Source organism: Photobacterium marinum (assembly GCF_000331515.1).
Taxonomy (GTDB): Bacteria; Pseudomonadota; Gammaproteobacteria; order Enterobacterales; family Vibrionaceae; genus Photobacterium; species Photobacterium marinum.
Genome location: NZ_AMZO01000006.1, coordinates 598,377 through 616,402 on the forward strand (window position 1 = coordinate 598,377; position 18,026 = coordinate 616,402).

The window sequence follows — 18,026 nt, forward strand, 5'->3', positions numbered from 1 at the left end:
AGGTGATCTATTCTAAGCTCTTCTTTTATAAAGAAAATAATAGTTGTGTAAATGTTGCTTGTGATGTTTACTTATGTTGGTTCGAGCGAAGAATAAGCGTTAGCAACTGAATGCTTATGGCTTTAAATATCCGACTTCCAAAATTAGATTTATTAAGTATGAGTATGACTAATAAGAAAGTTCGTTGGGGTATTGCCGGGTTAGGTAAAATCGCACATCGATTTGCAAAAGATCTTACCCAGCATGTTGAAAATGGAGAACTATATGCTGTCGCGGCAAGAGACCTGCAGCGGTCCGAGGCGTTCTCCAGTGAATACAACTGTCAAAATAGTTATGGTTCATATCAGGCATTAGCAGAAGACCCAAATGTTGATGTTGTCTACATTGCTACAATTCATCCTTTTCATAAAAGCATGGCTGAGCTGTTTTTAACTCACGGTAAACACGTTTTGGTTGAAAAGCCAGCTTTTACTAATACAGAAGACTGGGATGAAATGTCTTCGCTCGCTAAAGAGAAGGGCTTACTTTTAGTCGAAGCAATGAAGTCAGTTGCCTTTCCTGCTTATCGTGAATTGCGACAGCTTATTAAAGATAACAATATGAAAATTGACTCTGTTGAGGCTGCGTTTGGCAACTGGCATGAGTTCGATACCAGTCAGCAAATATTCAACCCTGATTTATGTGGTGGGGCTACATTAGATGTGGGTGTGTATGCTTTATGGCTGTACACTGATTTATGCCAACTCATGAAAACTTCAGTATTAGAACCCTCAGTGAAACATAGTAAAGACAATGTTAAATCTGAAGTAGACGAAAATGTAGAGTTACTTTTTGAGGGAGAGATCAAAGGAAAAATTTGCGCCTCTATTACTCGTAACCTAAAGCGTGAAGCCATAATTAGAGGTCCTGAACTTGAAATAACCATCCATGAAAAGTGGTGGAACCCAAGAACCATTGACATTTTATATCAGGGAAAGAAGCAACAAATTACTACACTCGTGAGAGGTGGGGGATTTGAATACGAGATTGAGCATATTTCTTCACTTATACTTAATGGAAAATATCAATCTGATGTCATGCGTTCTGAGACTAGCCGAAAAGTCATTTCAATAATGGAAACTAGCTTAACAGAGAATGGCTTTCAGCATTTAGTTCGTTCAATGGGGTAAGGTAGCTTCAAAACCGTTAGTAACGATTTATCTCATAGCAAATGGTTATTCATCTTCGTAAGCTCAGTTCAAATAGGCATTTTTGCACACTATGGAGAGTAGCTAATGAACAAGCGATATTGCTGAGATCAAATTTTTTTGCAAATCATTGATCATGACAATATGAAAAGAGTAGATTTTTGAAATGGTTATCTGTTTAAGAGAGGAATGAATAATTTTAGAATGGTAGTTTTAATTGGCGTAAATGGTAATAGTACCACTTACGCCAACTTGTCAAATTACAGCGCTACTACGTTAGCTGCTTGAGGGCCTTTTTGACCTTGTTCTACGTCGAAAGATACTTTTTGACCTTCAGACAGAGTTTTGAAACCTTCAGAAGCAATTGCACGGAAGTGAACGAAAACGTCAGCGCCGCCGTTGTCTTGAGTAATGAAACCAAAACCTTTTTCTTCGTTAAACCACTTTACGATACCAGTTGTTTTGTTAGACATGATGTGTCCCTTATATATAAATTCATAATGTAACCGCGATAATGCGATGCGCTGAAGGTCTGAAATATTGAATGTGACGATGAAGCTAAGGGAAACACTAAGGATAACAACAATAACGAAGGAATTCTGAGGTTTTACTTTGACTTGAGTTTCACTAATAATTCTGAACAACAGAGCGAGATGAATAATACCTTAGTGTTGAACGTTGTAAAGATTTATTTTCATTTTTTTTAAACACCAATCCAGATTCTGATTTTGAGGTGTGACAATCTCTTGTATTCCAAACAATTACCAATTTCACTGTCATGTCAATGTGTTCCCATTCACCAGGATTATAGTAACGAGCGGTATGTTTTTTTAACCGAGCCAATTCAACTAACTGCTCCAGTGTGATGTGCAAGGTCTAACTAGAAAATGCGTTGCAACCGTGCAGGACGTTTCACCCCAATGGCCTCCTAACATTTACCTTCTGGTAAAAAACGGACGTAAAGGAGCACATTTCTAGTTAGGTCTCATTCCTTTAATTTTGTTCACGCGGTTAATTACAGTTACATAACCAACTAAAGCTGTGATAATAGCCGACCACAATGTATGGTGACTAAATTACCATAGGCATCAGTACTTATAAGAAGTGCAATATTCATATCAATAGGACAATCATCTATGCGCGCCTTTGTATTACGAGCCAGATCCGCTCCTACCGACAGTCAGCAATTATTGGCATCAGTAGGTCAGGAGGCCCACACCGAAATTCTGGCCCACACTCTGATGAACTCTATCTTTGTGGCACAATCGCACCGCGAAGATGTCGTGGTTTACTTGGTGCTGGAAAGCACTCAAGACTTTTCCCGTACCATTTGCTTCAGAGCTAATGAGATTAGTAATATCGGTGGTTTTCATGAGCAAGCGCTTATGAATAAAGTAGCCCGGGCATTAGACCTATCCAAAGGTATGAGCAAGGAGCAAAAGCGTGAAGTAGAAGCCGGGATTACCGTTCAGACTATTAGTTTTGAAAAACTGGTGCAGGAGTTAGCTGAGGATTACCAGCTGTTCATGATGGATAAAAAAGGTACTTTTATTCGCGAGCAGGAATTTAACGGCAACCCTTGCTTTATACTTACAGATCATATCCCTATGCCAAAGAAGAGCTTTAACAGTTTGAAGCGATTAGGAGCAACAAAAATCAGTTTAGGGCCAAAGATGCTGTTTGCCTCTCAGTGTGTGGTATTGATCCACAATGAACTGGATCTCTGTCAATAGACCTATTAATCCACATGAGAGTTGCCGCTTTTGTTTTTTGAATTAAGAGCCAGAGCCAGAGCCTTAATCCAAATGGGTAACTCTCTTTTTTCAAACTGAAGTATCAGGCCAGATCTGATACTTCAGTTTGTGTTTACTAGGCAATCTGCCTCAATTATCTCTTCTTATGAACGACACAAAAGTTGCCACGTCTTGTGCGGCATTTTGAGCATCTTTCACAGTCTACCGGTGCTCTGCTACCTTCTTTCCAGCGCTTGAGTAAATGAGGTTCAGCAAGCAAAGGTCGTGATAGAGCAAAGTATTGAATGTTGGTTTTATCTGCGATCTTTTCTATAGCATCAATATCGCTCAGGCCACCAACGGTAATTACAGGCACATTCACATCCTGGCTAATTACATCGCCATATTCATGGAAATAGCCTTCTTCCTGCAGGGTATGGCCGTCAAAAGACTCACCAATCATAGTGTTTGCTTTGCCATGAATGTTGCCAGAAATGATGATTCCATCTACGCCAATGGCTTCTAATTTCTTACAAATGATGCGTGTTTCATCGAAGCTTAAGCCACCCTCAAAAAACTCTGATGCCGTCAGTTTCACTAATATTGGATACTCATTACCGACTAGTTTTCTGATCTCTGTGTATATCTCCAATAGGAATCGCATGCGATTATCGAGACTGCCGCCGTATTCATCTTCTCGACGATTGTAATACGGGCTCAGAAACTGGTTGATCAAATAGGTGTGCGCTGCGTGAATTTCAACGCCATCAAAGCCTGACTCCTGGGCTCTCCGGCTTGCTTGTGCGAATGCCTGAACGATGTAGTTGATTTCATTTTTAGTCATCGCTTTACCGAGTGTTCCTGTACCTCGTTCTGGCACTTCACTCGGTGCATAAATCACCCTTTCTCCGACGTTGTGAGTGGTTTTTGTACCACCGTAGGCAAGCTGCATGACGATTTTGGAATCATGGGAATGTACTAATTCGGTCAGCTTTTTGTACTCATCGATAAAGGAATCATTGTACATTCCCATCATGCCGGCATTGGGCTTCTCTTCTTCTACAATATTGGCATAACCCGTTACAATCAGACCGACTTCACCTTTGGCAAGTTCTTCGTAGATAGCGTATAGCTTATCCGTCATATGACCATCTTCTGTGGCAAGGTTTTCCCATGTAGCGCTTCTGATAAAGCGGTTTTTAAGCGTCATGTTGCCAAGACGGGCTTCTGAAAACAAAGTGCTCAAGTCCAATCCTCTTTAAATCGGTTTAGTGCTATTCATCAGTGTTACAAAGAACCAGAAAAGAACAGCTATACAATATTTTATGTATGTGTAGTGAGTTTGATGAGTAACTGCACAATAACGACAATACGGATGAAGATCCTTAATCTGGATTAAAGTCGAGCCATTTTCATGTTGAAAGATCATGTTTGGTTGAATTTGAATCAGCTGCATTCAACCTTGGTTTTATGCAGCAAGAACCGGGTTCGTTTTGATTTTTTCTTCTATGAAGTCCATAAAACATTTTGTTTTAAGCGGGATGTTACGGTTCAGTGGATAAACGGCATTGATTGGGTACCTTTTATAGTAGTCTTTGAGTATATGAACCAGTTGCCCAGACTCGATATAGGGTGCCACCAGCCAGGTGGGCATAAACGAGATGCCGGTATCTGCCAGTAGCATTTCCATCAGACCACATCCGGTATCACATTGAAAATTACCTGAAACCTGAACGGCGCTATCTTCCTTCTGGTTTGAGAAGTTCCAGATATTTCCCTTGGCTCCCAGACTATAAACGAGGCAGTTGTGTTGCTTTAACTCAAGTGGGTGCTGAGGTATTGAGTGTTTCTCCAGATAACCGGGGGAGGCGACAATAATGAGATCGTCCGAGCCTAAACGTCGGGCTATCATTGAAGAGTCTTTTAAGTCACCCAGTCGAATGGCAACATCAATGCCTTCTTCAACCAGATCAACCATCTTCTCACTAAATTTCAGATCGAGTTGGATTTCAGGGTAAGTGGCTAAAAATTCAGGAATTACTGGCGCAATATAGAGGGTTCCAAACATGACTGGAACCGTGACCCTAAGTTTTCCTCTTGGTGTCGTTGTTAACGATCTGGCTTCACTCTCGGCCTGCTCAATTTCACGTAATATATTAATCACACGCTCATAATAGCTTTGTCCCGTCTCAGTCAGTGTGTGAGTTCGGCTTCCTCTTACCAGCAACTGTGTGCCCAGATTTGATTCCAGCGCAGCTACGCGTTTGCTGATTGTTGCCTGGGTGGTGTTCTCCTCTCTGGCAACAGTGGAAAAGCTCCCGGTTTCAACAACCCGTACAAATGAGCGCATAGCAATTAGTGTATCCATTGATCTTCATTATTCCGATTGGGAATACCTTGTATTCATAAAAGCCTGAATGTAGTTATTACAAGCATAGATTACACTAAAAAACTGTTGAGTAGGCTATTGTTGAAATTTATTTTACATTGCTTCGTTGAAATTTCAGTAAGGAAATAACGCATCGTTCTGCAGTTGAAAATGGCACTTAAATTAAAATTGAAGAGCTGATTTTAGAAGTGGAAAGTCTCTCGTTATATGAGAATTACGTGGAGTGTTGTTTTTAGTAGTAAAGGTTTTTAAAAATCCATTGCATTATTTATATGTCTAAGGTTGCCGATTAAAAACGCTCAGATCTTGGTCGTGATTAATTTTTCATAGGTATATATAACTTTGAAGTTGAATATTATGAAAGAGAATATTATTGAAATTATTTGTTATACAGATCCTTATTGTACTTGGTGTTGGGGATCAGAGCCAATACTTCGAAAGTTAAAAGAACAGTATGGTGAACAGATTCATATTCGTTATGTTATGGGGGGCTTAGTTGAGGACATCAGGCAATTTCATGACCCGGCCAACGGTATTGGTGGCGAATATTGGTATAAAGACGTTGCGGCACATTGGTTGGAAGCTTCAAGCCGCCATAAAATGCCAGTAGATGAGCGCGTTTTCTATGATATGAAAAATGAGCATTTTTCAACACATCCGGCTTGCATTGCTTATGAAGTCGCCACATTTCAAGGAGAAATAAAGGCACATCGCTATTTGAGAAGATTGCGGGAAGCGGCATCTATTGAACGACAAATCATTCAGCATAGAGAAGTTCAGGAAGCTCTTGCACTAGAGGTGGGTTTGGATGTCGAACTGTTCAGAGATAGCATTGAAAGTGGAGCTGCTATCAAAGCATTTCACCGTGATCGCCTAGAGTGTCGACAAAAAGCTATTCATGGTTTTCCTAGTTATATTGTGAAAGGAAATAACGATGAATTTATATTAAATGGCTACATCCCATATCAAACTTTTGAGTTCTGCTTACGAGAGTTGTCCGATAATAAAATAAAACAAAAAGAAATTAAGGCCAGTATGGCTCAAGTATTAGACTTTATTAGTCGTCACCAAAATGTTGCTCTTATCGAAGTGACAACTGTTTTTAATATTTCAGAAAAAAGAGCGAATGAAATATTAGCGGAACTTACAAGTCAAGGGTTAATAAAAGAGAAGAACCTGGGTAATGGTGTAATGTATTCAATAACTCCAAGTATATTAACGTGTGATCCTCTAAGTGGTACGTGTTCTTTATAACTAAAAACTAGCCAGTTTATCCACAGTCATCACTATTCCTGAAGAGAATACTAAGTATTCAAATTAACACAGATTTAATTGTTTCAGGAATGGATTATCTTTATTTACAAGCTCGCAACACCAGAGCCTTTAACTAAACTCAATTAAATTTGCGGGTGATTTCTACAATTAAAGGCTCGGAATGGAGAATAAAGTTATGAATGCTCAGCCTCTTCGCATTATCCATCGGGATGATCTACCTGTCGGTGGTTTCGCCGGAATAGTTGAAACCCATATGGTGAAGAATCCGGCCGTTTGGAAGGACGCGGGTCAGCGTCAGGACATCAGTCATGGCCTTGGAGATTTCATTTATCTCGCTAGTGGTTATTTCAAACCTAATGATGGCGCACCGCTACATCCTCACAATGATGTAGACATTGTGAGTGTGATTCTGAATGGTGCTGTCGGTCATAAAGGCTCGATTGGTGACGGAACCGTCATTGAAGGGCCAGGCGTTCAGGTTCAGCGGGCGGGAACCGGAATGCAACACGCAGAGTTCAGCATGAACGATGCCAAGGCTGAAATTATTCAAATTTGGTTTTTACCTCCGGAAAACGGTCTGCAGCCGGATTACCAGAATTTCAGCCTTAAAGAAGGTGAGCTGACAACCGTACTGGGTGGAAAGGGAACCGAGAGCTTTCATAGCAATATGACTTGTCAGGTTGGTTTTATCTCAAAAGGCCAGTCTGTCAGTTGTGAACAGCCTTTCGTCGCCATGATTACTAAGGGGACTGCGGTAGCTAATGGACAGCCAGTGAAAGTGGGAGATCTCATGGAGGGTGAAGTATTGAAACTTACCTCAGATGAAGATTTTGGATTGGTGCTGATTCAAGGCACTGAGAAATTTCAATAAATCATAAAAAGATTACTCACAGTATTGGAGAAAAATTAATGAAAGTTGTTGCCTTTGGAGCAAGTACCAGTAACTCGTCGATTAATAAGATATTAGCTGCTTATGCTGCCTCTTTGGTTCCTGGAGCCGAAACGGAAATTCTGGATCTCAATGACTATGAAATGCCTCTGTTTAATGAAGATAGAGAGGCTATGTTCGGGCAGCCTCAGCCGGCTTTTGATTTTATTGAAAAACTTGAATCTTCAGATGCGATTGTTGTTTCTTTTGCTGAACATAATGGCACTTATACGGCTGCCTTTAAGAATATTTTCGATTGGGCCAGCCGGATTAAACGTGAAGTCTTCCAGCATAAGCCTGTCGTCTTCCTTTCGACATCTCCGGGACCTGGAGGAGCGGCGAGTGTTTTGATGTCGGCTAATCAGTCTGCACAGTTTTTTGGTGCCGATGTAAAAGCAAGTCTTTCTATACCCAGCTTCTTTGACAATTTTGATATGGGAGCAGAGGAGCTGAGTAATCCCGAGATCAAACAACAGTTAATTCTGACTATGAACAAGCTTTTACCGAGCGTGTAAAGAAGAGGTTATCATGAAGAAGTCAAAAGTATTTGCACTTAATGCCATTGCTGCTCTTTCACTTGGAACTGCAAGCCTGACAGTAAATGCCGGGGCACAACCCGTCTCAGCGACCATTCTTGAATTTGCAGATAAAAATACACTTTTTGTTGCGGATTCAGACGGCGGGCAAATTCTGGCGTATGAATTGCCAACAGTGAAACCAGCGAAAACGTCAGCCAGTTATAACCTGGAAGGTGCCGGTAGCAAGATTGCAAAACTTCTCGGTGTTGACAGCCATTCAATTAACTATCATGACATTGCGATCCACCCGGTAAGTAAAGAAGCCTTTATTTCTTTGTCCACTCAGGTAAAAGGAAAACGGACGCCAGTTATCATCCGTGCGAACCAGAACGGTGATTTAGCTAAGGTCGATTTAAAGTCGTTGCCTAAAACGGTTAAGAAGCTGACTGATACCGCAACGGATGGGGTCAAATTCTGGCGCGACATTCCTGCATCTACGCTGGGCATTACTGATTTGGATTACGTTAATGGCACTCTTTATGTTTCCAGTCTATCGACCGGCGAGTTTGCATCAACCTTGCGTAAGATTACGTATCCGTTTGATAAATCCTCCACGACTTCACATGTGGAAATTTACCATACGGTTCATAACCAGACTGAAACCCGAGCTCCTATTCGGGCTATGACTGTACTGGATCTGGATGGAGAGGAAACCGTGGTGGCGGCTTATACCTGTACTCCGTTAGTAACTATTCCAACCAGCCAATTAAAAAACGATGCCCATGTGAAAGGAAAAACCATTGCCGAGCTTGGTTACGGTAACACGCCATTGGATGTCATTCATTTCACAGCCCAGAATCAACAGCAGAAAATGGAAGATTATGTGTTGGTTCTTCATAAAGAGCGAAGTGCGGATTTAATTCGTGTCTCGGACATTGTTAATGCTAATAAGCAGAAGGGACTGTCTACGCCGGAAATGTGGGCGAAAGCAGGTGTAGCAACTCGTCCGGTACCATTGGCGGGTGTTCTACAGGCTGCGGATCAGGATGAGCAGTTCATTGCAACCTTGAAAAGAAACATGGTAACCGGAGATATGGATTTGGTCTCGTTCCGTAAAGGAGCATATTTCCGCCTGAATGATTTTATCAGTGAATATAACTTCTCTAATTACAAGTATGTTCCAGAGCAGGATATGTTCCGGTCATTCCAGAATCTACTGAAAACTGATTCTGGTTATAGCGATCTGGTTCGTTAAGGAGAGCAAGTATGAAAGCAGCTTATCTGTTCAGCATAGCAATGGGATTAATGATTTGTTCTTCAACAGTGTTAGCTTCTCAATGCGAATCAATGGCAGACAAAGCTCAGGTGTCAGCAGTCTATCCGACTGCTGATGTTCTGCCTGAGAATTTACTTCGGTTTTACGTCTATTTTTCAAAACCGATGCAACGTCAGGATATCTTGTCCTCGGTTTATCTGGTGGATCAAGACGGGAACAGGCTAGATGGTGTATTCCTTGATAATAAATTTGATCTTTGGAGTCCGGACAGCTCGCGTTTGACACTTCTATTTGACCCCGGGCGGGTTAAAACAGGGCTGGTTGCACATAATGCGATGGGACGGGCACTTAAGCCTGGTGAAGAGTATCAGTTAGTTATTGATACATCGGCGGCGGACGTAGATGGCTGCTATCTGAACCGCACATTTCGGAAAACTTTTACAGCGACAGAAGCTGATTACGAAGTGCCAGATATTCATGAATGGACGATCCATCAGCCTGAGCAGGGTTCTAATGAGCCGCTAAAGATAGATTTGAACGGAAAAATGGATCACGTTTCGCTGGCATATCGTATTCGGGTGAAAGATGAAGTCGGAAACACAGTAGCTGGAAGCATCGCGCTTTCAAAGCATGAGCAGCAGTGGATTTTCACACCGGAGCAGCTATGGGAGAGCAGCCAGTATCAGGTAGTTGTTGACCCTGTATTGGAAGATGTAGCTGGCAACAGGCTGACAGGTTTATTTGATCAACCCTCTCTTGCGAGGGAAAGTGCAGGCCAGCAGTGGATTTCCATCCCTGTACAGCTTGATGAGAAGTAAATTGGGGTATTGATTTTATGTATAGTTGTAAGCTTTTATCACGTTCAGTCAGTCGTTAAGTCGTAAATAGTAGGTGATTACTAACAATTTGGTGTCATTGTTGTTGAAATAGAAATCAAACTGGCCATTATTGAATTTATTTCCCTTTTTGCAACTGTATATCATTTAAAATCCCCTTGTGGTGAGTTGTTAAGTCTTGCAGAATAAAGGCAATAGCTACAACAAGGTGAAGATCATGATTTCTAAATGGGCTGTGCGCTTTTTTCAAATGGCCGAGTTGGTAGGTTCCTGGAGTAAGGACCCGTCAACACAAGTGGGGGCTGTGATCACGCAGGGTAACCGTATCGTATCCGTTGGTTTTAACGGCTATCCGCATGGTATATCAGACAGTGCGGATATTGATGACCGTGATATGAAGCTACTGAAAACGCTGCATGCGGAAGAGAATGCAATCTTGTTCTCTAAACGTGACTTGGCTGGCTGTGATATCTGGGTGACACACTTTCCGTGCCCGAACTGTGCGGCTAAAATCATTCAGACTGGTATTTCTGTAGTTAACTGCCCGGAACAGACCGAAGATTTCCTGTCTCGTTGGGGGGACAAAATCAAAGTGAGTCAGGATATGTTTACTCAAGCTGGAGTAAAGATTAACTGGTTGCCACTGGATGAACTGGCGAAGAAATAAAGCTTTTTGAGCTATCCACATATAAAAAGGGCAGAACGTTTGTTCTGCCCTTATTTTATTTATATGTGCTATTTGGCTTAAATAAGTGAATTAAGCATTTTTTGGTGAAGTATGGGCCAGGTTAACCGGCGCATCGCCAAGGTATTTCTCAATTTCCAGCTGTGCCATATGACCACAGTTACCTTGCGCCAGCTGTGATGAACCCTGATCGAATGTTAGTACGTTCACACAACCGTTTCGACACATACCTCCTGTTTGTCCAGGATTATCTGAGTCGTACCATGCACCTTCACAAATACGAACACCCCCTGGGCGGATATCTGCAGATACCAGCGCGCCCACAAGAATTTGACCACGATCGTTGAACGCTCGCACCAGATCGCCATGTTTTATACCGCGGGCTTTTGCATCTTGGTTGTTGATCATCACAGCCTCGCGGTTTGCGATGGCATATTTATCACGCAATGGCGTGTTGTCTAACTGAGAGTGTAGTCGCTGAGTCGGGTGCGCGGTGTTGAGCGACAATGGGTATTTTTTAGCGATATCGGCTTTGTACCATTCGCGTGGCTCATACCATTTTGGGTGCGGGGCACAGTCCGCATAATCCATCTTAGCTATTGTATCGGAGAAGATTTCGATACGGCCTGATGGAGTGCCCAGTGGGTTAAGCAGCGGATTATCGCGGAAATCTGCGTGACGTATCCAACGTTTGTTGGCTTCAGGGATCGGGAAGACAACGTAGTCGTTAGCATTCCAGAACATCTCGAATGGTGGTAGAGGTACACGGTTTGCTCTAGCTTGTTTAGCCATGCCGTCATACATTTCTTTTAGCCATTGCATTTCGTCTTTGCCTTCGGTGTAAGCTTCTTTTACACCCAGCTTAGCTGCCAGCGATACATAAATGTCAAAGTCACTTTTGGCTTCGTGCTGAGGCTCAACGATTTTATGCATCGGGAACACATAACGTTGTGAGTAATCACCGCCCATATCCAGATCATTACGCTCGTAAGCGGTTGTTGCTGGAAGTACGATATCTGCATGTTTTGCTGATGCCGTCCAGTAAGGTTCCTGAACAATAATGGTATCAAGCTGCTGCCATGCTTTTAGCAGGGTATTAGTGTCCTGATGCTGGTGGAATGGGTTACCGCCGGCCACGTAAACCATTTTGATGTTAGGGTAGGTAACCTTACGGCCATTGAACTTAATGGTCTTACCTGGGTTCATGATGGCATCAACAATACGGGCAACCGGGATAGGAGCCGGAGAATCTTTTGGTGCTTTACCGGCGTTGATACCTGCCAGAATGCCGCCTTTTGCTGTTGGGCTACCGCCTGAGGAGTAGTGATAGCTAAAACCGAAGCCACCGCCGGGTAAGCCAATCTGACCCAACATTGCAGCTAGTGTAACCAGCATCCAGTTAGGTTGCTCGCCATGGTGCTGGCGCTGCATGCCCCAGCCAGCCATCAGCATAGTACGGTTTTTGGCAAATTCACGTGCCAGCATCTTGATAGTTTCGGCATCGATACCACAAACGTTGGCTGCCCATTCTGCCGTTTTCGGCTCGCCGTCAACTTCGCCTGTCAGGTAAGCAAGGAACTTGTCAAAGCCGGTGGTGTAATATTTAAGGAACTCTTTGTCGTGCAGATTCTCGCTGTAAAGGGTATGAGCCATACCCAGCATCATTGCAACGTCAGTATACGGACGTGGGGCAATCCACTCTGCGTTCATGTACTCGATCGTTTCATTGCGGATCGGGTCGATAGCAATGACACGGGTGCCTTTTTCTTTCAGTGCTTTTAGGCCTGCCTGACCTTCGTGATCCGGCACGTTCCACGCATTCTTTAGCGTTGCCATTGCATTGAAGCCCCACAGAACAACCAGCTCGCTGCTTTCAACAACCACAGGCCATGCGGTTTGCTGTTCGTAAACTTCCATAGAGCCCATAACGTGCGGCATGATCATCTGCGCGGCACCGGTTGAGTAGTCACCGGCATAGCCCAAGAAGCCCCCGGTCAGATTCATCAGGCGGTGAAGTAGGGTACGGCTGTTATGGAACATACCTGTACTCTTCCAGCCATATGACCCGGCATAAATTGATGATGGACCGAAGTTTTCCTGTAGACGGGTAATCTCACCGGCAACCAGCTCCGTGGCTTTATCCCAGCTGACTCGAACCCACTCATCGTTACCGCGTTTTTCTTTTCTTGCACCAGCGCCACCTTCAAGGTAGTTTCGGCGAACCATAGGGTATTTAACGCGGTTTTTTGCGTGCACCTGATGTGGAACCATTTTGATCAGCTCATTTGGTGCCGGATCATCGTCTATGGCAATTGCATCGATCATTTTGCCGTCTTTCACAACACCCTGGAATGCGCCCCAGTGAGCAGCACTTAGAATGCCTTTATGGGCTGTTTTTGTGTATCTGAAGTGAGGAAGTGCTTCTTCAACGGCTTTTGCTAGCGCTGTTTTGGGCAAAATGCTGTTGATTGCCGGTACCGCGGCAAGGGCAGCCGCACTTTTCAGGAAGCGACGACGGCTAAGAAAAACTTCGTCTTTTTTGGTCATGGATTGCTTGCTCATTAGTGTTTACTTCCCGTCATATCGCTTGCGTGTTTCTGAACGTATTGAGTTAGTATTCTGCTTTGCTCTGGAGTAAGAGACGTACGGGATTCCATGCCTTTGATAACACCAATCCATTGGTTTGAGTTAAAGTGATCCAGCGGGGTTAAGCCATGACAACCGGTACAGTTTGCTGACATTAGCTCAGATGAGTAGTCCCAAAGGGCTTTGTCATTATCAAGCAGCTTGTTGGTTTCCACCCATAGTTTCAGATTAACTTGATGCCATACAATGCCTGTAGCTTCGTCAGTTACAGTTGCCAGTTTCTCAACCGCCGCTTTGGCATCATCACCTAGAAGCGCAGAAAGGATTCGTTTTCCTTGTTGCCCGTAGATCACTGAGTCAACACCGTCCTGTTGCCAACCATGAACAACCCCTTGAATTCGTTCAGTACCACGGGTGGTTACTTCGATTTCAGTTGTTGGCAGCAGGTTACCTTGGTTATGGCTGTCCGCTTCACCAAGGAAGAACTGGGTGGTTTCATAAGTAAACAGTTGTGTCGCTGTTTCTGAAGCTGACAAGGCTGCCTTTGCTAGTTTTGCTGCGCCTGATTGTGCGGAACCAGAGGTGTCTGGTAGCAGGTGTGCGATACCTTTGTGACAGTCGATACAGGTTTGATTGTTAGCAATCGCTTGTTGGTGCATATCGCGAGCTGTCGGACGCTGCTCAAGCAGTGTCATTGCATTGAAGTCGTGACAGTTACGGCAAGTTGCAGAATCGTTGGCTTTCATTTGCTGCCATACTGTTTCTGCCATGTGTTGGCGGCGTGCCTCATAGGCTTCATCAGTATCAATTGTGCCGGCCAGTTCATGATAGATGTCTTTTGCTGCACGAACTTTAGTAAACAGGTAGTCAATGGTATCGGTTGGAATGTGGCAATCAGCACACTCAGCACGCACACCGTGTTTATTTTGGTAGTGGATTGTACCTTGGTATTCAGCCAACGGCTTTTCCATTGAGTGGCAAGATACACAAAACTCAGTTGAACTTGTTTTGTGCATGACGACAGCTACGGTGCCAAATGCGGCAATGCCTCCAAGTGCGCCAAGAGCCAGCAGCCCGAATAGCGTCTTCATTTTTAATGATTTTTGAAATTTGTTTATCGACATTGTTTATATTTTTTAATGAGGTGAAATAAGCGGAAATATCCTACAAAAGTCAGTGCTGATACGGTAATAAATACTGCTAAAGGGGTATTTGTTTGGTCGATTTCTCAACGCTTGTTTGGTTGCTGTTATGAAATTGATGCAGTAATAATTTCAAAAATCATGGTTATGTGATGCGCATTTTATAAAATGGTGAGTAAAAAACTGCTATTTACAATGGTTTTAGTGCTGAAGAGGATGCTTTGCTCTGATTGCGGATGACAACATATTTCTTGTTGTGAATAATTTGGTCGAAAGGTATGTTTTCGGGGTATTGAAGGTATTTTGGTGAAAGAGGAGAAGAGTGCGTTATGTGCACTCTTCTTGCGGATGATTAGCTCTGCGAATGGAGCTAGATAGCTTTTACGCTGTCACGCTCAACCAGTGTCGGTTCGAGTTGAATGACTTTGTTAGAAGCTCGCTTGTTCTGGATTTTATCCAATAGCGTATCAACAGCCTGCTGGCCAAGACGATGTTTTGGCTGATGGATAGTAGTGAGTGACGGCGTGATATATTTAGCCAGCTTGATGTCATCATATCCGATGATGGAAATGTCATCCGGTACGGACAATCCTTTTTTGTGAGCTGTATTAATCACGCCCATTGCCATCATATCGTTACAGACAAATAGGGCTGTAGGTAGTGGGCCTCGCTCGTATATTTCATTGAAGGCTTGCTCACCGCCTTCGCATTCAAATGATCCGGAAACGATCCACTGCTTGTTGATTTCCAGTCCGGCTTCTTCCATTGCCTGAGCAAAACCTGACAAACGTTGCTGGGCCGGCAGTTTATCCAGCGGGCCGGTTAAGCAGCCTATTTTAGTGTGACCTTTTTCGATTAAGTGTCGAGTGGCAAGGTAGCCGCCGTGATGTGAGTTGTCCTGAATTTTATCGCTTGGAAAGCCTATCGGGCCCCAGTCCATAACGACAGTCGGAACCGGCTGGTGGCGGGTGAAAAGGTCGAAATCCCGGCCTTCGACTTCGCTGCACATTAGTAGCAAGCCATCAACGCGCTTTTGCAGCAGTGTATCTAAGTTAGAGCGCATGCGCTCGACATCGCCTTCGGTATTACAAAGGATCAGGTTATAACCCTGCTCGTAACAACGGCGTTCAACGCCTTTTACGACTTCACCGAAAAAGGGATTGGTAGAGGTGGTAACCAGCATACCGAAGGTACGGGTATGGTTTACCTTTAGACTGCGGGCAAGGGCAGAAGGGGCGTAGTTCAGTTCTTCTACTGCTGCCATTACCCGGACAGAAATGTCTTCACTGACAAACCGGGTCTTATTGAGTACATGGCTGACCGTTGAGGTGGATACCCCGGCGCGCTTTGCAACATCTTTGATTGTCGCCATTGAGTTCTCCCTGACACATACCAGATAACTGGTACAGCCTGTATAACTGACATTCTTCTAACCTGAGTGTGGCAGGGTCTGAAGCTGGTTATACAGGCAATTTACTTAATGGTGCTCAATCAGAAAGCGTTCCACTTCTCTGCGGTGTGGAATTGAAGTCTGAGCACCCATTCTTGTTACTGAAATGGCAGCTGCGGCATGTGCGAACCGGATCGCATCATCAAGGGCTTTGCCTTCCTGAAGCCCAGTCAGAAGGGCTCCGTTAAAGGTATCACCTGCCGCGGTGGTATCTTTTGCATCAACGCGGAAGCCTGGTACTTGCTGGCCTTTTCCTTCGTTGCTGATCCAGACCCCCTGGCTACCCAGAGTGATCATAACCTGTTTGATCCCCTTGGCATGCAGGACATCTGCTGCTTTCTGTGCTGACGCTGTATCTTCTACTTTTACGCCAGTAAGCAATTCTGCCTCTGTTTCATTAGGCGTAATCATATCAATAAGTTGCAATAAGTCATCAGATAATGGCTGAGCAGGGGCAGGATTTAGTACAACACGAGTACCTGCTTCTTGTGCCACCTTTGCCGCAGCTTCGATTGTTTCAATCGGCGTTTCCAGCTGCATCAGCAGGGTATCAGCATTAGCAAGCAGGTGATGATGAGGCTCAAGGCGCTTCGGTGTCAGGCAGGCGTTCGCTTCAGCAGAAATACAGATGCTGTTTTCGCCGGTGGCAGCAACTTGAATCATCGCAATGCCTGTTGGCACGTTTTCTTCTACAAGAACTGCTTCTGTATTCATTCCTTCTTTGGCGAATTCTTCTCGCATCTGGTAGCCGAAGCTGTCATCACCAACACAGGCAATAAAGGCAACATCGGCACCCAGACGTGCAGCGGCAACAGCCTGGTTGGCACCTTTACCGCCGGGGATAACGCAATAACTGTGGCCATGTAAGGTTTCTCCCGGACGCGGGAAAGAAGCAACCTGTAAAACGTGGTCGGCATTAACGCTACCAAGAACAACTAATTTATTCATATTGAAACCTTTTTAACTGTACGTTTGCCGTTTTATCGGGCCAGAATATATGGGTTAGTGTTTCGTTTGGCATCAACGTTGGCACTAAACGATAGATTCTGGTTAATAGATCGGAACCTGACTTCCAGTTCCTAAGTGGCTCATTACAGAGCCTGGAGTCAGGTTCCTGATACTATTGATTATTTAGAAATAACTTTCAGTGGAACAGGAATGTTCGCATCTACTTTTTCGCCTTTCAGCATCTTATCGGCGGTTTCTACACCCAGAGCACCAATCAGATCCGGCTGCTGAGCGATTGTAGCTGCCAGTTTGCCGCGTTTAACCGCTGCAATACCGTCATCTGTGCCGTCGAAGCCGACAATCAGAACATCTTTACCTGAAGCCTGAACTGCGCGAAGTGCGCCCAGCGCCATTTCGTCATTCTGAGCAAATACAGCCTGAACATCCGGGTTTGCAGCCAGCATGTTTTCCATTACGTTCAGGCCTTTGGTGCGGTCGAAGTCAGCAGGCTGGCTGGCCAGCAGGTTCATGCTGTGAGCATCAACTGCTTGCATGAAGCCCTTACCACGTTCACGGGCAGCTGATGTACCAGCGATACCTTCTAGCTGGATAACGCGTGCTTTCTCACCAACTTTTTCCATGATGAACTTACCGGCCATTTCACCACCGGCAACGTTATCAGATGCGATATGGCTGACAACTTCACCACGGCTTGCACCACGGTCCAGAGTCAGGACAGGGATCTTAGAACGGTTTGCCATACGGATTGCGTTAGAAACGGCATCTGAATCGGTTGGGTTGATCAGGATTGCTTTTACACCGCGGACAGTCAGATCCTCAACATTAGACAATTCCTTGCTCGGGTCGTTTTGAGAATCAAGAACAATCAGGTTATACCCCAGTTCTTTTGCTTTTGCCTCTGCACCTTCTTTCATTGTGACAAAGAATGGGTTATTCAGGGTCGAAACAACCATCGCCATTGTATCTTGCGCGGCAGCGGTCGTGCTGAAAGAAGCTGAAATTACGGCAGCTGAGATTAGGGTTGCTAACTTTTTCATTCCGTTTTCCTTTCT

The 18,026-nt window shown here is 44.1% G+C and carries 16 protein-coding genes; 8 read left to right on the forward strand and 8 right to left on the reverse strand.

Translation table 11 applies throughout. The annotated features are described in order from the left end of the window. Positions 1–116 precede the first annotated feature (116 nt). On the forward strand, positions 117–1,169 hold the full coding sequence (locus tag C942_RS07000; protein ID WP_007464028.1) for a Gfo/Idh/MocA family protein: 1,053 nt from the start codon (positions 117–119) through the stop codon (positions 1,167–1,169). A gap of 278 nt (positions 1,170–1,447) precedes the next feature. Here the strand turns inward: C942_RS07000 and cspE are convergent, their stop codons facing one another. Then, the gene (cspE, locus tag C942_RS07005) at positions 1,448–1,660 is read right to left on the reverse strand and encodes a transcription antiterminator/RNA stability regulator CspE (protein WP_007464031.1); all 213 of its coding nucleotides are present in this window, start codon (positions 1,658–1,660) and stop codon (positions 1,448–1,450) included. A gap of 663 nt (positions 1,661–2,323) precedes the next feature. Between cspE and trmY the strand changes: the two genes are divergently transcribed. Next, positions 2,324–2,920, forward strand: a complete 597-nt coding sequence (gene trmY, locus C942_RS07010; RefSeq protein WP_007464033.1) for a tRNA (pseudouridine(54)-N(1))-methyltransferase TrmY — start codon at positions 2,324–2,326, stop codon at positions 2,918–2,920. Between the two features lie 154 nt (positions 2,921–3,074). Here trmY and C942_RS07015 read toward each other — a convergent pair whose 3' ends face one another. Both C942_RS07015 and C942_RS07020 read right to left on the reverse strand, forming a co-directional pair. Then, positions 3,075–4,166, reverse strand: coding sequence for an NADH:flavin oxidoreductase (locus C942_RS07015; protein ID WP_007464034.1), 1,092 nt, complete (start codon positions 4,164–4,166; stop codon positions 3,075–3,077). Between the two features lie 222 nt (positions 4,167–4,388). After that, positions 4,389–5,288 (reverse strand): LysR family transcriptional regulator, encoded by a 900-nt coding sequence (locus tag C942_RS07020; RefSeq protein ID WP_036798964.1) that lies wholly within the window; start codon positions 5,286–5,288, stop codon positions 4,389–4,391. A 378-nt stretch (positions 5,289–5,666) separates the two neighbouring features. On the opposite strand from C942_RS07020, the gene C942_RS07025 reads away from it, so the two are divergent. From C942_RS07025 to C942_RS07050, 6 genes are all read left to right on the forward strand, one after another. Continuing rightward, positions 5,667–6,563, forward strand: a complete 897-nt coding sequence (locus C942_RS07025; RefSeq protein WP_007464037.1) for a DsbA family protein — start codon at positions 5,667–5,669, stop codon at positions 6,561–6,563. A 196-nt stretch (positions 6,564–6,759) separates the two neighbouring features. Next, positions 6,760–7,455, forward strand: a complete 696-nt coding sequence (locus C942_RS07030; protein WP_007464039.1) for a pirin family protein — start codon at positions 6,760–6,762, stop codon at positions 7,453–7,455. 38 nt (positions 7,456–7,493) lie between these two features. Continuing rightward, positions 7,494–8,027 (forward strand): NADPH-dependent FMN reductase, encoded by a 534-nt coding sequence (locus tag C942_RS07035; protein ID WP_007464041.1) that lies wholly within the window; start codon positions 7,494–7,496, stop codon positions 8,025–8,027. Between the two features lie 13 nt (positions 8,028–8,040). Continuing rightward, positions 8,041–9,285, forward strand: a complete 1,245-nt coding sequence (locus C942_RS07040) for a hypothetical protein (RefSeq protein ID WP_007464044.1) — start codon at positions 8,041–8,043, stop codon at positions 9,283–9,285. Between the two features lie 11 nt (positions 9,286–9,296). Continuing rightward, the gene (locus C942_RS07045; RefSeq protein ID WP_007464046.1) at positions 9,297–10,124 is read left to right on the forward strand and encodes a hypothetical protein; all 828 of its coding nucleotides are present in this window, start codon (positions 9,297–9,299) and stop codon (positions 10,122–10,124) included. Between the two features lie 235 nt (positions 10,125–10,359). Beyond that, positions 10,360–10,809 (forward strand): dCMP deaminase family protein, encoded by a 450-nt coding sequence (locus C942_RS07050; RefSeq protein WP_007464048.1) that lies wholly within the window; start codon positions 10,360–10,362, stop codon positions 10,807–10,809. 90 nt (positions 10,810–10,899) lie between these two features. On the opposite strand, the gene torA is transcribed toward C942_RS07050, so the two are convergent. The 5 genes from torA to rbsB form a co-directional block, all read right to left on the reverse strand. Further along, positions 10,900–13,389: a trimethylamine-N-oxide reductase TorA gene (torA, locus tag C942_RS07055; RefSeq protein WP_007464050.1), complete on the reverse strand. Its 2,490-nt coding sequence runs from the start codon at positions 13,387–13,389 to the stop codon at positions 10,900–10,902. Beyond that, a complete protein-coding gene (locus C942_RS07060; protein WP_036798967.1) occupies positions 13,389–14,504 on the reverse strand; it encodes a NapC/NirT family cytochrome c in 1,116 nt (371 codons plus the stop codon). The genes torA and C942_RS07060 overlap by 1 nt, the downstream gene beginning before the upstream one ends. Before the next feature lie 421 nt (positions 14,505–14,925). Then, positions 14,926–15,927: a substrate-binding domain-containing protein gene (locus C942_RS07065; protein ID WP_007464054.1), complete on the reverse strand. Its 1,002-nt coding sequence runs from the start codon at positions 15,925–15,927 to the stop codon at positions 14,926–14,928. 105 nt (positions 15,928–16,032) lie between these two features. Continuing rightward, the gene (rbsK, locus tag C942_RS07070) at positions 16,033–16,953 is read right to left on the reverse strand and encodes a ribokinase (RefSeq protein WP_007464056.1); all 921 of its coding nucleotides are present in this window, start codon (positions 16,951–16,953) and stop codon (positions 16,033–16,035) included. Positions 16,954–17,132: 179 nt separating this feature from the next. Next, complete coding sequence (gene rbsB, locus C942_RS07075; RefSeq protein WP_007464058.1) at positions 17,133–18,011, reverse strand: ribose ABC transporter substrate-binding protein RbsB; 879 nt, start codon at positions 18,009–18,011, stop codon at positions 17,133–17,135. Positions 18,012–18,026: the final 15 nt, after the last annotated feature.

Excerpts from the sequence above, each read along its gene's own strand:
- C942_RS07000 (WP_007464028.1), top strand. The coding sequence starts at position 117 with ATGGCTTTAAATATCCGACTTCCAAAATTAGATTTATTAAGTATGAGT.
- cspE (WP_007464031.1), bottom strand. The coding sequence starts at position 1,660 with ATGTCTAACAAAACAACTGGTATCGTAAAGTGGTTTAACGAAGAAAAA.
- trmY (WP_007464033.1), top strand. The coding sequence starts at position 2,324 with ATGCGCGCCTTTGTATTACGAGCCAGATCCGCTCCTACCGACAGTCAG.
- C942_RS07020 (WP_036798964.1), bottom strand. The coding sequence starts at position 5,288 with ATGGATACACTAATTGCTATGCGCTCATTTGTACGGGTTGTTGAAACC.
- C942_RS07025 (WP_007464037.1), top strand. The coding sequence starts at position 5,667 with ATGAAAGAGAATATTATTGAAATTATTTGTTATACAGATCCTTATTGT.
- C942_RS07030 (WP_007464039.1), top strand. The coding sequence starts at position 6,760 with ATGAATGCTCAGCCTCTTCGCATTATCCATCGGGATGATCTACCTGTC.
- C942_RS07035 (WP_007464041.1), top strand. The coding sequence starts at position 7,494 with ATGAAAGTTGTTGCCTTTGGAGCAAGTACCAGTAACTCGTCGATTAAT.
- C942_RS07040 (WP_007464044.1), top strand. The coding sequence starts at position 8,041 with ATGAAGAAGTCAAAAGTATTTGCACTTAATGCCATTGCTGCTCTTTCA.
- C942_RS07045 (WP_007464046.1), top strand. The coding sequence starts at position 9,297 with ATGAAAGCAGCTTATCTGTTCAGCATAGCAATGGGATTAATGATTTGT.
- C942_RS07050 (WP_007464048.1), top strand. The coding sequence starts at position 10,360 with ATGATTTCTAAATGGGCTGTGCGCTTTTTTCAAATGGCCGAGTTGGTA.
- torA (WP_007464050.1), bottom strand. The coding sequence starts at position 13,389 with ATGAGCAAGCAATCCATGACCAAAAAAGACGAAGTTTTTCTTAGCCGT.
- C942_RS07060 (WP_036798967.1), bottom strand. The coding sequence starts at position 14,504 with ATGAAGACGCTATTCGGGCTGCTGGCTCTTGGCGCACTTGGAGGCATT.
- C942_RS07065 (WP_007464054.1), bottom strand. The coding sequence starts at position 15,927 with ATGGCGACAATCAAAGATGTTGCAAAGCGCGCCGGGGTATCCACCTCA.
- rbsK (WP_007464056.1), bottom strand. The coding sequence starts at position 16,953 with ATGAATAAATTAGTTGTTCTTGGTAGCGTTAATGCCGACCACGTTTTA.
- rbsB (WP_007464058.1), bottom strand. The coding sequence starts at position 18,011 with ATGAAAAAGTTAGCAACCCTAATCTCAGCTGCCGTAATTTCAGCTTCT.